Source organism: Aldersonia kunmingensis (assembly GCF_001646865.1).
Classification (GTDB): domain Bacteria; phylum Actinomycetota; class Actinomycetes; order Mycobacteriales; family Mycobacteriaceae; genus Aldersonia; species Aldersonia kunmingensis.
Genome location: NZ_LRRB01000255.1, coordinates 31499 through 44642, shown reverse-complemented (window position 1 = coordinate 44642; position 13144 = coordinate 31499). Strand labels below are relative to the sequence as shown.

General features: G+C 65.8%; 13 protein-coding genes. 2 read left to right on the top strand and 11 right to left on the bottom strand.

The features are described 5' to 3' along the window. The 3 genes from A8G08_RS20400 to A8G08_RS28085 all read right to left on the bottom strand — a co-directional run. The coding region (locus A8G08_RS20400) for a WKL family lipoprotein (RefSeq protein WP_084436619.1) at nucleotides 1-496 on the bottom strand (496 nt) is incomplete at its 3' end. Between the two features lie 51 nt (nucleotides 497-547). After that, complete coding sequence (locus A8G08_RS20395) at nucleotides 548-1840, bottom strand: DNA polymerase IV (RefSeq protein WP_068278259.1); 1293 nt, start codon at nucleotides 1838-1840, stop codon at nucleotides 548-550. A gap of 44 nt (nucleotides 1841-1884) precedes the next feature. Then, nucleotides 1885-2454, bottom strand: coding sequence for a TfoX/Sxy family protein (locus tag A8G08_RS28085; protein WP_245672918.1), 570 nt, complete (start codon nucleotides 2452-2454; stop codon nucleotides 1885-1887). Nucleotides 2455-2562: 108 nt separating this feature from the next. Between A8G08_RS28085 and A8G08_RS20380 the strand changes: the two genes are divergently transcribed. Both A8G08_RS20380 and A8G08_RS20375 read left to right on the top strand, forming a co-directional pair. Continuing rightward, nucleotides 2563-3465, top strand: coding sequence for a TIGR03619 family F420-dependent LLM class oxidoreductase (locus A8G08_RS20380; RefSeq protein WP_068278226.1), 903 nt, complete (start codon nucleotides 2563-2565; stop codon nucleotides 3463-3465). A gap of 58 nt (nucleotides 3466-3523) precedes the next feature. Further along, the gene (locus tag A8G08_RS20375; protein ID WP_187344499.1) at nucleotides 3524-4642 is read left to right on the top strand and encodes a serine hydrolase domain-containing protein; all 1119 of its coding nucleotides are present in this window, start codon (nucleotides 3524-3526) and stop codon (nucleotides 4640-4642) included. 87 nt (nucleotides 4643-4729) lie between these two features. Here A8G08_RS20375 and ileS read toward each other — a convergent pair whose 3' ends face one another. The 8 genes from ileS to ftsZ form a co-directional block, all read right to left on the bottom strand. Then, nucleotides 4730-7885, bottom strand: a complete 3156-nt coding sequence (ileS, locus tag A8G08_RS20370) for an isoleucine--tRNA ligase (RefSeq protein ID WP_068278224.1) — start codon at nucleotides 7883-7885, stop codon at nucleotides 4730-4732. A gap of 243 nt (nucleotides 7886-8128) precedes the next feature. Next, the gene (locus A8G08_RS27620) at nucleotides 8129-8293 is read right to left on the bottom strand and encodes a hypothetical protein (protein ID WP_169823346.1); all 165 of its coding nucleotides are present in this window, start codon (nucleotides 8291-8293) and stop codon (nucleotides 8129-8131) included. 12 nt (nucleotides 8294-8305) lie between these two features. Next, the gene (gene wag31 / locus A8G08_RS20365; protein ID WP_068278222.1) at nucleotides 8306-9115 is read right to left on the bottom strand and encodes a DivIVA-like cell division protein Wag31; all 810 of its coding nucleotides are present in this window, start codon (nucleotides 9113-9115) and stop codon (nucleotides 8306-8308) included. 100 nt (nucleotides 9116-9215) lie between these two features. Beyond that, complete coding sequence (locus A8G08_RS20360; RefSeq protein WP_068278221.1) at nucleotides 9216-9518, bottom strand: YggT family protein; 303 nt, start codon at nucleotides 9516-9518, stop codon at nucleotides 9216-9218. 79 nt (nucleotides 9519-9597) lie between these two features. After that, a complete protein-coding gene (locus A8G08_RS20355; RefSeq protein WP_068278220.1) occupies nucleotides 9598-10239 on the bottom strand; it encodes a cell division protein SepF in 642 nt (213 codons plus the stop codon). 94 nt (nucleotides 10240-10333) lie between these two features. Further along, nucleotides 10334-11050 carry a YggS family pyridoxal phosphate-dependent enzyme gene (locus tag A8G08_RS20350; protein WP_068278218.1) on the bottom strand — a complete coding sequence of 239 codons (717 nt, stop codon included), beginning with the start codon at nucleotides 11048-11050 and terminating at the stop codon, nucleotides 10334-10336. After that, nucleotides 11047-11832, bottom strand: coding sequence for a peptidoglycan editing factor PgeF (gene pgeF / locus A8G08_RS20345; RefSeq protein WP_068278217.1), 786 nt, complete (start codon nucleotides 11830-11832; stop codon nucleotides 11047-11049). Before pgeF ends, A8G08_RS20350 begins: the two co-directional genes overlap by 4 nt. Next, the gene (ftsZ, locus tag A8G08_RS20340; protein WP_068278215.1) at nucleotides 11829-13013 is read right to left on the bottom strand and encodes a cell division protein FtsZ; all 1185 of its coding nucleotides are present in this window, start codon (nucleotides 13011-13013) and stop codon (nucleotides 11829-11831) included. The genes pgeF and ftsZ overlap by 4 nt, the downstream gene beginning before the upstream one ends. Nucleotides 13014-13144 lie beyond the last annotated feature (131 nt).

Genomic DNA, 13144 nt, shown 5'->3' with positions numbered 1-13144 from the left:
ACGCGGGCGACTGGATCTGCAGGTTCATCAGGGCGGAGCATGCCCAGGTCTTCTCAATCTTCCACTTGCCGTCCTCGGCAACGAACGGCACGGTGACCGGGTTGACCTGACCGTTGATCGTGAAGTCTGCGTTGGCCTGCAGCGATCCGCCGAGATCCTGGACGCTGGTCACGACGATGGTCGCGCCCGACTGCTTGTAAGCCTCGGCGAGCCGGTTCGGCAGCTCGGGATCGGCCTCGGCGCCCTGCACCATGTCGGCCTTCTCGCTCGACGGCACGGCGGGATCGAGTGCAATCTGCAGCTGGGCATTGAGATCTTCGGCCGACGGCACCGGCGGGGTGTCGGCCTGTGCGGTGGTATCGCTCGCGCTGGTGGTTGCCTTCGACGTGGTGGTGCTCGACCCATTGTCGTCGTCGGAGCTACATGCGGTCATTGTCAGTGCGGCAACGATCGCCATGCCCGCAACCAGGGCGCGGCTCGTGGGGCGAAGGTTCAACTGCTCGTCCTTTGCGTCGTACTTGTTCGCGGTCCGTGCCCAGGCTACCCGTCAGCGGAGGCTGTCCAACGGATCGGCTCTCACCAGCGCGGACTCCTCTGCGGGAAAGGTGCGGGCCGGTCCGGGTCCGGTTGACCGCGTCTCGAATCGCACCGACACGACACCGTGCCCCGCGCCCTGCACCCAGCCGTGGCCGTACTCCGAATGCCGAACATCGGTGCCGGGCAGCCAGACCGGATCGGCAGCAACGTCCTCCGCCGGCGGTGGCTCCGAAAGCGCAGCGGCCGATTCCGTTTCGACGGGGATATCCAGCTCGGGAAACAGTGCTGTCTGACTGACGCTCGACAGCCCGCCGTAGCCGACTCCGACCAACCTGATCGGCCCGAGCTCCACCGGGTCGATCACGGACCGTTGCGCCGCGGCCACGAGCATCGCGAGTTCCGTGGTTGCGGCGGGCAGCGTCACCGACCTGGTGAGCACGCTCATATCCGCCTTCTTGAGCTTGAGCACGACCGTTCGCGCGGCACGGCCGTCCTTGGCCAGGCGTCGATGCGCGGACGCCGCGAGCGACTCCACAGCCTCACGCAATTGAACGAGGGTGACGAGATCGGCGGCGAAGGTTGTCTCGGCCGAAATCTGTTTCGCCTCGGCCCGTTCGACGACCGCGCGGTCGTCGATGCCGCGCGCGAGGCGGTGCAGGGACGGACCAACCGTGCCACCGAGCAGCGACGCGACCTCCGACTCCGGCATCTCGGCGAACGCGCCGATAGTCTCCACCCCGAGCTTGCGCAGCTTCGCCTCGCCGACGGGGCCGATTCCCCACAGCTTGCGGACGGGTAGCGCGGCGAGCAGCTCGTCCTGTTCGGCGGGCGAAACCACCCGCACGCCATCGGGTTTGGCGAGTCCGGAGGCGATTTTGGCGACCTGCTTGCCGCTGCCCGCTCCGATCGACGCGACCAAGCCGGTGCGTTCTCGGACGTGGCTGCGCAGGTCCTCGCAATACTTCCACACCGAGGCCGCGTCCGCCCCGGCAAGATCGGCGGGTTCGCCGAATGCCTCGTCGGTGGACAACTGCTCGAGCACGTGCATCCGCTCGCGGACTGTGTCGAAGACGGTTTTGCTCATGGACGAGTACACGATTCCCCGCGGTGGCAGCACGACCGCCGTTGCCCCGACCAGCCGACGGGCCTGATGCATCGGCATTGCCGAGCGAGCACCGAACACCCGCGCCTCATAGCTCGCACCCGCGACCACACCGCGCCCGCCGGTGCCGCCGACGAGCACTGGTCGCCCGCGCAGCGTGGGTCGAGTGAGTTGCTCGACGGAGGCGAAGAACGCGTCCATGTCGAGATGGAGGACCCAGCGGGCACTGCGGGTGGGGTCTGCGGTCACGTCTTTCGGCGAGTCTTCTTCGGTTTCGGGACGGGCAGCACGTCCGCGGTCGCCTGAACGAATCCGTGCAGCCAGTCCACCTCGTGCAGCCGCTCGGACGGTATTGCGAGATAGTCCTTGGCCTCCGGATACGGCCGGCCGAGCGGCAGGCCGTCCGAATACCGATCCGACACGTCGGTGATCTTCATCAGCAGCGTGTTGTCGCACACGAAGCCGACGACCTTCTCGTCGCAGTACAGCGCGTATTCACCGAACATCGGGTGCACACGAACGTCGAGCGGCTGCAATTGCTCGAGCAGCGCGTCTACCGTCTCCCGCCGAGTACCCACGCCGCAGACGCTACGCCCGCCTCCCGACAGGTTCGCGGTATCACCCGAGGTCGCCCGAGTAGTCGATGTGCTCGTGCGCGCCATGCGCATCGAAACCGCCGTATGCACCAAACCGGCCCTCGGTGTCGATTTCGAACTCCGGGCCTCCCGCAATGCCGATCGAGAGTTCGACCCCACCGCGTCCTGGATGCCGGCGGCAATCGCACTCAGGTCGGGGATCTGGAACGGATTCGTCATTGTTTCTCCTCGTCGTTGTGTCGGTGCCGCTGTGCTGCGGCTGCCATTCGGATGCGCGCCGGGCGCCGAATGTTCCCGCCATCGCGAACAGCGGGCAGAGTGGAGGCCATGGACATCGGATTCGGACTGCCGGTCTCGGGGTCGTGGGCGACGCCGGGCAACATCGTGGAGATCTCGCGGCGCGCCGAGGAACTCGGCTACTCGACGCTGTGGACCTATCAGCGCATCCTCGTCGCCGAATCCACCCCACTCGGCCCGCAATACGCCAGCGTCCTCGATCCCGTTGCGGCGCTGAGCTTCGCGGCCGCGGTGACCGAGCGAATCCGGCTCGGCACCGGCATCGTCAACGTGCCTTTTCAGGCGCCCGCGATTCTCGGTAAGCAACTGGCCACCCTCGATGTCCTGTCGGGTGGGCGGCTCGACGCGGGCCTCGGACTCGGCTGGTCAGAGGACGAGTTCATCGCCGCCGACGCCGACTACAGCCGCCGCGGAGCGCGGGGCGCGGAGTACATTTCGGCGCTGCGTGCGGTGTGGGGTGCCGATCCCGTGGAATTTGCCGGCGAGTTCTATCGGGTGCCGCGCTCGAAGATCCAGCCCAAGCCCGTGCAGCAACCGCACCCGCCGATCATCCTGGGCGGTAGCGCACCGGTCGCGCTGCAGCGCGCGGGACGGCTTGCCGACGGCTGGATGAGCAGCAGCCACACCGATCTCACCGCGATCGGCGAACAGGTCGAAATCGTGAAAGTGGCGGCACGCGAGGCCGGTCGGGACGAGAGCCAGCTGCGCTTCATCTGCCGCGGCGTGCTACGCAATGCCGAGCGCTCGAAGCCGCTATCGGGATCGTTCGACGAGATCCGCGGCGATCTGGACCTACTCGCGCGAAACGGCATCACCGAGACGTTTCTCGACCTGAACTTCGACCCGACCGTTGGCAATCCAGACGCCGACCCGATCGCATCGATGCGCTGGGCGCACAAGGTGCTCGACGCTCTGGCACCGACTAGGGCGTAAAGAACCGGCTCGACGCGATCCGCCTCCCGGGCGATGCAGCCCGCTCATACTGGCATTTGTGGCAGGGACATTTTCGGGGCGACTCGTCGCGGTCCTGGCGATCCTGACCGCGAGCCTGGTGGGGTGCGGTGAGTCGGCTACTTCGTCGGACCTGCCCGAAGCGCAGCTCACCGAGACGATTTCACAGGGAATGGCGCAGGCCTCGGTTCCCGGGGTAATCGTCGGGGTATGGCAGGGCGACTCTGCGTACGTGCAGGCCTTCGGTTTACGCGACACGGCGACCGGCGACCCCATGGCGCCCGATCTCCATATGCGCATCGGCAGTATCACCAAGACCTTCACCACGACGGCCGTGCTGCAAATGGTCGATCAGGGAAAGGTCGGCCTCGACGATCCGATCGCCAAATATGTGCCGGGCGTTCCCAACGGGGAAAACATCACCATCCGCCAACTGGCTGCCATGCGGAGTGGACTCGCAAACTACTCGGATGTCGTGATCTCGGCGCAGCCGACTGACCCCGAGCACGTGTGGACACCGCAGGAAATGCTCGCCATCAGTTTCAGCCGTCCGCCGCTCTTCGCGCCGGGTACCGAGTTCGACTACTCGAACACCAACACGGTGCTTCTGGGCCTCGTCGTCGAGAAGGCTTCCGGCCAAGCGCTGAACGACTACATCGCCGAGCACATCACGGAACCCGAGAATCTGGACACCACCTCGGTTCCCACCTCTGCTGCGCTTCCCTCACCGCACGCTCAGGGGTACGCGAAGATTCCCGACGGCGCGACTGTGGATTCGACCGACTGGAGTCCGTCGTGGGGATTCGGTGCAGGAGACATGATTTCCACACTCGACGATCTTCGCGTGTGGGCGCACGACCTGGCGGTCGGAACATTGCTCTCCGAGGAGACTCAGCGCGCACGGGAGCAATTTCAGTTGGCGCCCTCTGAAGGCGCGGGATCGCTCTACGGGCTCGGAGTCGAATACCAGAACGGCTGGATCGGCCACAACGGCAACATCGGAGGATTCCAGGCCTACGCCTATTACCTTCCACCGGAGGACAAGACGGTGGTGTTCCTCGTCAATTCGAACGCCGATCCGCTGGGCGTATGGAACTTCTTCACGGAGATCGCGAATATCGTCAGCCCCGACCACCCATGGCCAGGTCCGCCGGCGTAGCGGTGCTCGACCCACCGAATGGGGGAAGCACTTACTCACCGAGGCGGGCATGGGGTATCGGTTCGAGCCCTGAACTGGAAGCCGGAGTCAGCGCCGGGTGATCCGCGCGCGCACGCCCTCGATCACATCCACGGCGTCCGCGCCTGGATCGCCGAGCGAGAACTCGGTGGCGAGCACCTCACCAGCGATGAGTTCGCTGTGGGTCTGCGCCCAGCCCACGTGCTCCTCGTCGACGCCGAGCACGAGGCTGATCCGATCGGAGACATCGAGACCCGCGGTCTTGCGAGCCTCCTGCAGTTCGCGGATCACGTCGCGTGCCCAACCTTCGGCCTCGAGCTCCTCGGTGACCGTCGAATTCAGCACCACGAGACCGGCATTGCCGGGCAGCGCCGCTGTCGACTCGGGCTCCGCGGCGACGAGACGCTGGGTGTATTCCTCGGGCAGCAGCGCGATGCCGGCCGCACTGACGACTCCGTCGGTTTCGGTCCAGTCGCCGGCCTTGACCGCCTTGATCACGTCCTGCACCTGCTTGCCCAGGCGCGGGCCCGCGGCGCGGGCGTTCACGACCAGTTCGAACTTGCCGTGGACGTCGACGTCGGTCGTCAGATCGACCTTCTTGACGTTCACCTCGTCGGCGATGATGTCGGCGTACGGCGTCAAGCGCTCGGCGTCACCTGCGGCGATGGTCACCTCCGAGAGCGGCAGCCGCACCCGCAGGTTCTGCGCCTTGCGCAGGCTGAGCACCGTCGAGCAAACCGTGCGCACCTCGTCCATCGCCTCGACGAGCTCGCGATCGGCGGGAACCTCACCCTCGGCAGGCCAGTCGGTCAGATGCACCGAGGTGCCGCCGGTGACGCCACGCCAGATCACCTCGGTGACCATCGGTAGCAGCGGCGCGGCCAGCCGACTCACGACCTCGAGCACAGTGTGCAGCGTGTCGATCGCATCCTGATCCTCACGCCAGAACCGCTGACGCGACCGGCGCACATACCAGTTCGTCAACGCATCGCTGAAGGCGCGCAGTTCTTCGCACGCGCCTGCGATGTCGTACACATTGAGCGCTGCCGTCATCGAATCCCGCAGTGCGGCAAGCTTAGCCAGCACGTACCGGTCCAGGACGTGCGGAGAGTCGGTCCGCCAGTTGCCCGGCTTGGCCGCGTAGAGCTGCAGGAAGGTCCAGGCGTTCCACAGCGGGCGCAGCGCATGCGAGACGCCCTCGCGGATGCCGCGCTCGGTGACGATGAGGTTGCCACCACGCAGGATCGGCGAGCTCATCAGGAACCAGCGCATCGCGTCCGAGCCGTCCCGGTCGAACACCTCGTTGACGTCCGGGTAGTTGCCCTTGGACTTGCTCATCTTCAGGCCGTCGTCGCCGAGCACGATGCCGTGTGCGGCAACGGTCTTGAATGCAGGACGGTCGAACAGCGCGGTCGCCAGAACGTGCAGCGTGTAGAACCAACCGCGGGTCTGCCCGTTGTATTCGACGATGAAATCGCCCGGGTTGTGCGGTTCCTGGCCACCTTCACCGTCGAACCAGTCGCGGTTCTCGAACGGGTAATGCACCTGCGCATACGGCATCGAGCCGGACTCGAACCAGCAGTCCAGTACCTCCGGCACCCTGCGCATGGTCGACTGCCCAGTCGGGTCGTCCGGGTTCGGACGGGTCAGGTCATCGATCATCGGGCGGTGCAGATCGGTCGGGCGCACGCCGAAGTCGGCCTCGAGCTCGTCCAGGCTGCCGTACACGTCGATCCGCGGGTAGGCGGGATCGTCGGACACCCACACGGGGATCGGGCTGCCCCAGTATCGGTTTCGGCTGATGTTCCAGTCCCGCGCGCCTTCGAGCCACTTACCGAACTGGCCATCACGGATGTGCTCGGGCACCCAGGTGATCTGCTTGTTCAGCTCGACCATGCGGTCGCGGAACTTGGTCACCGCGACGAACCAGCTCGGCACCGCCATGTAGATCAGCGGCTGGCCCGAGCGCCAGCTGTGCGGGTACGAGTGCTCGATCGTCTCGTGCCGCAGGATCTTTCCTGCCGCCTTGAGGTCGCGGATGATGTTCGGGTTCGCGTCGAAGACCATCTGGCCCTCGTAGGGCGGCACCATCGAGGTGAACTTGCCGCCCGGATCCAGCGGCTGCACGAGCTCGATCCCATTGGCCGAGCAGTACTCCATGTCCTCCTCACCGAAGGCCGGCGCCATATGCACGATGCCGGTACCGGAGTCGGTGGTGACGTAGTCCGCTTCGATCACGCGATGCGAATTCGGATGTCCGACAAAGAAGTCGAACGGCGGCGCGTAGTGCAGGCCGACCAGGGCCGCGCCGTCGAACTCGCCGAGCTGTTCGGCGCCTTCGAGTTCGCGCGCGTAGTGGCTGACCCGCTCGGCGGCGAGTACGTACCGCTTGCCATCGGTGGCCTGCACGTGCACGTAGCGCAGGTCGGGGTGGACCGCGATCGCCAGGTTGGACGGCAGCGTCCAGGGAGTCGTGGTCCAGATCACCGCGTTCGCACCATCGAGCGCGGCAAGCGGATGATCCGCGGCGACGCGCAGCGGCATGTCGACCGTGACCGCCGGGTCCTGGCGCATCTTGTAGGCGTCGTCGAGCCGCGTCTCCTGGTTCGACAGCGGTGTCTGCTCGTACCAGCTGTAGGGCAGCACCCGGAAGCCCTGGTAGATCAGCCCCTTCTCCCAGAGCCGCTTGAACGCCCACATCACCGACTCCATGAAGTCGAGATCGAGAGTCTTGTAGTCGTTGTCGAAATCGACCCAGCGCGCCTGACGCGTGACGTAGTTGCGCCACTCGTCGGTGTAGCGCAACACCGAGGTCTTACAGGCCGCGTTGAACTCGGCGAGTCCCATCTCGTCGATCTGCGACTTGTCGGTGATGCCGAGTTGCTTCTCCGCTTCGATCTCGGCGGGCAGGCCGTGGCAGTCCCAGCCGAACCGACGCTCGACCTTGTGGCCGCGCATGGTCTGGTAGCGCGGGACGACGTCCTTCACGTACCCGGTCAGCAGGTGGCCGTAATGCGGCAGGCCGTTGGCGAAGGGCGGGCCATCGTAGAAGACGAATTCCGGCGCGTCCGCGCGCTGCTCGATGCTCTTGCGGAAGGTGCCGTCCGCGGCCCAGCGTTCGAGGACGCGCTGCTCGAGCTCGGGAAAGAGCGAGCCGGAGGCCGCGATGCCCGCCGTCAGGTCCACGCGGGGATACGACTGTTCGGTGGTCGGCTGGTCGGCCATGACGCGTCTCCTGTGCCCGTTTACTCGGCACGGGGACGATCGCAACGCCGTTGCGTTGCTACCGCGGTACCACCCCGCTTGCCCGGACACTGCGTCCGAGCCTCTCTTCACGAGCTGTGACGGGCTCTCCCGTTCGGTTCTACTGAGCGAGCATGCTCGCCGTTCTTCCGAAGGCTCCCCGGTGATGGCCGGATCCACGCCGAAGGTTGTGCAAAACCGGATTCTACCGGTCGATCGTGGTGCTCATCGCGTCCGGTTGCGCCCGCTGAGGGCACTCGCCAGGAGCAGAACCGCACCCACCAGGCACACGCCGATGCTGCCCCACGCCCATGCCACCGAACCGGTGGACAACGCGATGACGAGGAGTGTGAACCCGACGGCAGCCATCACGAGCGTCAGTACCAGCACAATGGTGCGAGCTTAGTTGCTCTCGTTGGCGTACGAGGACTGTCCGCGGCTGTTGTTATCGAATGCATCGCCGCCGTCGGCCGGCACCGCGGAACCGCGGTTCTCCAGCTCCTCGAGCTGCGACTCCAGGTACGACTTCAACCGCACGCGGTACTCGCGCTCGAAGGTCTTGAGCTGGTCGATGCGACCCTCGAGCACCGAACGCTGCTGGTTGATCGTCGCCATGACGTCGGTGTGCTTGCGCTCGGCCTCCGCGGCCATCGCGTCGGACTTCTCCTGGGCCTCGCGAAGCTGATTCTGCGAACGGGTCTGCGCGTCGGTGATCATCGCGTCGGACTTCTGCCGCGCCTCGCCGATCATGCCCTCGGCACGCATCCGCGCGTCGGTGACCAGGCGCTCCGAATTCGTACGGGCGTTGGTGAGGAGCTGCTCGGACTCGGCCTTGGCCTCGCTGGTGAGCCGGTCGGCCATCTCCTGGGCAAGTCCGAGAACCTTCGCGGCCTGCAGGTTCGCCTCAGCGGACGGTTCGGGCGCGGGAGCGGGCTTGGGCGGCTCGGGAACGTGAACGGGTTCCGGCTTCGGGGCTGGAGCGGGGGCAGGGGCTTCCTGCTTGATGGGCTGCGGCGCCCGCTTGGCATCGGAAAGCTCGGAGTCGAGCTCGCTCACGCGCTGGCGCAGGTCTGCGTTCTCCTCGATCAGTCGAGCAAGCTCCTGCTCGACCAGGTCGAGAAACGCGTCGACCTCGTCCTCGTTGTAGCCACGCTTTCCGATTGGCGGTTTGCTGAACGCGACGTTGTGCACATCAGCTGGTGTCAGCGGCATGGAAGGATCCCTTCACGCATATTGCAAGCGGTAAAGCTACTGGTCGGAACGGCTCTATGAGCGTTGTCGAACCTAACCACTCTAACCGTGTCGCTCAGAATCATGCCAAACCGGCCGGTTGTGCGAGACGGCTGACGATTTCCATCAAGATGTAAACGAGAAACAGCAACACCATGATCGACAGGTCCAGTCGCAGGCCACCCAGTGAAATCGGCGGGATGATTCGCCGCAGCAATTTCACAGGCGGGTCCGTGATGGTGAAGACCGCCTCCAAGATGACCACGACCACGCCAGTCGGGTGCCAGTCTCGGGCGAAGGCCCGGATGAACTCGACAATGATCCGGCCGATCAACAACAGCCAGAATATGAAAAGGACGAAGTACAACACCGCGAACACGACCACGCATTCACTCTGCCTGACTATCTACGGGTGATCAAAACGACGGCGGCCGCCGGGATTCCGGCGGCCGGTCAATCTTCGACTATTGCTGGTTGTAGAAACCCGTTTCTGCGATCCGCCTGCGTTCCTCGGCAGACACATCGATGTCGGCCGGTGAGAGCAAGAACACTTTAGTTGCCACTTTGTCGAACGAGCCTCGCAATGCGAAGGCGAGCCCGGCAGCGAAATCGACGAGGCGTTTCGCATCCGCGTTGCTCATCTCGACCAGATCCATGATCACCGGCGATCCGTCGCGGAAGCGCTCGCCGATCGTGCGCGCCTCGCTGTAGTCCCGCGGCCGCAGCGTGGTGATCTTCGACAGCGGACCGCTCTCGTCGAACAGCGGTGCACGCCGTTCCTCGGCCCGACGCTCGATCCCGGCGTCAACCGCGAGTGCCCCGCGTGTCGTCGCGCGCGAGACCGGTGCGCTCGCCCGGGTCGGGCGGGGCGCGATCGACTCGACACGCGCCGGACGCCGCGGCTCGTAGGCGTCCTCGTCGAACTCGGGACGGCGCGCGTACGCCGCGGACTTGTACGCCGGCTCCGCGTAGTCGACCGGTTCGTGGTCGGCGTAACCGTCACGCATGCTCGGGCGCCGCGACGTCGGCTCGTCGTAGTAGTCGTCTTCGTACTCTTCGAACGGGACCATGCCGAAGTACGCCTTGAACTTGTGCAGGGTGCTCATTGATCGACCTTCCTCGGCGCGGCTGGCCCGATGTACTGGTGGTCTTTCAGCGGACAGCGGGGTTGTTTCAGTTGTGACTGGAGTGATTCCGTTGTTAGTCCGAGATTATCGGCCGCGGACCCATCAGAGCGGTACCGACACGCACACAAGTGGATCCGTGCCGCACGGCAATCTCGAGGTCGTTCGACATTCCCGCCGAGAGCCCGGTCGCTTCCGGGTGCACGGAGGTCACCAGCGTCTGCAACTCGGCCAGCCGGGAGAACGCGCGATCGGGTTCGACGCCGAGCGGCGGGATCGCCATGAGCCCGGCAAGCTCCAACTCCGATGTGCCACCTACGGTGTCGGCGAGTTCGATTAAGTCGCCGGCCGCTATACCACCGCGGCTCGGATCGTCGTCGAGGCTGACCTGAACGAAAACCCGCATGGCACTCGACCGCTCGCCCGCGTCGCGCGCCTCGGCGACGCCGCGAGCGAGCGCGTTGGCGAGACGAACACTGTCCACCGAATGCACCGAGGATGCCCAACGTGCCACGGCGCGAGCCTTATTGCGCTGCAGGCGGCCGATCATGTGCCACGACACACGATTCGCGAAGTGCACCTCGGTCACCTTGACCGAGGCTTCCTGCTCGCGCGATTCGCCGAATTCGCGGCAGCCGAGGTCGTAGAGGATCTGCACATCGGAGGCCGGGAAGTACTTCGTCACCGGCAATAGCGCCACTTCGTCGCGGTTGCGACCCGCGGCACGGCAGGCGTCGTCGAGCCGCTGGGATAACCGGTCCAGCGCTGCGGCCAGATCGGAGGTTCGGCTCACGGCGCGGTGGGCTCAGCCTGCTGGAGCCCGGTATGCACCGGCTCGGTCTGCATCCAAATCACGCCGGCAAGTCTGCCAGTGGGCGCACCTCGTCGGTGACTGAACAATGCCTTGTCCTCGATCGTGCAGCGCGGATCCATTGCGACCGCCGAGATTCCCGCCTCCAGCAACTGCCGGCGAAGCCCCGCCCGCAGATCGAGGCCCGGCGTCCCCCGCACTGTGGTGGTCGCACTGCCGGGCAGATGTGCCTCGACGTCCGCCCGCATCGCCGCGGGCACCTCGTACTGGCGCCCACTCGCCGCGGGACCGAGGAACGCGCCGATCCGATTCAGTTGCGCGCCCTGAGTGACCATCGTCTCGAGCACACGCGGCACGATGCCGATACGCGCTCCGACACGTCCGGCGTGAACGGCAGCGATCACGCCCGCCTCGTCGTCGGAAAGTAGCAGTGGCACACAGTCGGCAGTGAGAACGGCCAGCCCAAGGTTCGGGACGGTCGTGACGATCGCATCGCTGGCCTCAACCGGGTGATCTTGCGGACCGTCCACCACGACGACGTTGCGGCCGTGGATCTGCTCCATCCAGACCATCCGGTCGGGGGCCAGGCCGATCTGCCGGGCCAGCCGTTCGCGGTTGGCCGCGACTGCTGCCGGATCGTCGCCGACGTGATCCCCCAAATTGAAACTGTCGTACGGCGGCACGGAGACGCCACCCGCCCGCGTGGTGACCACGCGGCGAACAGTAAATCCTCCTCGCGGCGTCGGCTTGTTTGCCGAGCTCACCGACGCATGAAGGACGGAACGTCGACGTCGTCCTCGAGATCGTCCTGGACCGGCTGCGGACGCGATTCGCCGCGCACACCCATCGGACTCGATTCCTCCGCGCGCACCGACTCGGCCTCGCGGTAATCGGCCGAAACCTCACTGTCCCTGCTGGTTCGAGCACCGATCTGGCCCGCCCGGCCGACACCGATCGACGAGCGACCCGGGGTCGCCTCCACCGGACGGCGCGCGGGCGTGCCCGCGTCGAAGCCGGCGGCAATGACCGTGACCCGCACTTCGTCGCCGAGCGAGTCGTCGATCACCGTGCCGAAAATGATGTTGGCGTCGATGTGCGCGGCCTCCTGCACGAGCGAGGCCGCCTCGTTGATCTCGAACAGACCGAGGTCCGAACCGCCCGCGATCGAGAGCAGCACGCCGTGCGCACCTTCCATCGATGCCTCGAGTAGCGGTGAATTGATCGCCGCCTCAGCGGCTTTCACCGATCGGCCGTCTCCGCGGGACGAACCGATGCCCATCAGCGCGCTGCCGGCGCCGGACATGACCGACTTGACGTCGGCGAAGTCGACATTGATCAGGCCCGGCGTGGTGATCAGATCTGTTATCCCCTGAACACCGTTGAGCAGCACCTCGTCGGCGGAGCGGAACGCGTCCATCAGGCTCACCGCGGCGTCGCCGAGCTGGAGCAGCCGGTCATTGGGGATCACGATGAGGGTGTCGCACGACTCGCGCAGCGCGGTGATGCCGACCTCGGCCTGGCCGCCGCGCCGCTTTCCCTCGAAGGAGAACGGGCGGGTGACGACACCGATGGTCAGCGCACCGAGCTTGCGGGCGATGCTCGCCACGACGGGCGCGCCGCCGGTCCCGGTACCGCCGCCCTCGCCTGCGGTCACGAACACCATGTCGGCGCCCTTGAGGACTTCTTCGATCTCGTCCTTGTGGTCTTCGGCGGCCTTGCGTCCGACCTCGGGGTCCGCGCCGGCGCCGAGGCCGCGAGTCAGTTCACGGCCGACGTCGAGCTTGACGTCGGCATCACTCATCAGCAATGCCTGTGCGTCGGTGTTGACCGCGATGAACTCGACTCCCTTGAGTCCCTGTTCGATCATGCGGTTCACCGCATTGACACCGCCGCCGCCGATTCCGACGACCTTTATGACGGCGAGGTAATTGTGCGGGGGCGTCATATGCTCTCGCCTTCCTTCGATACCGGAACTACGGTGCTTGTGATGCTTCTGGAGCCCTTCCGGATACCGAACCCTAAACCTCAACCACAGGGTTAGCGTTATGTCAAGTACCCGACTGGAACGAAACGCTA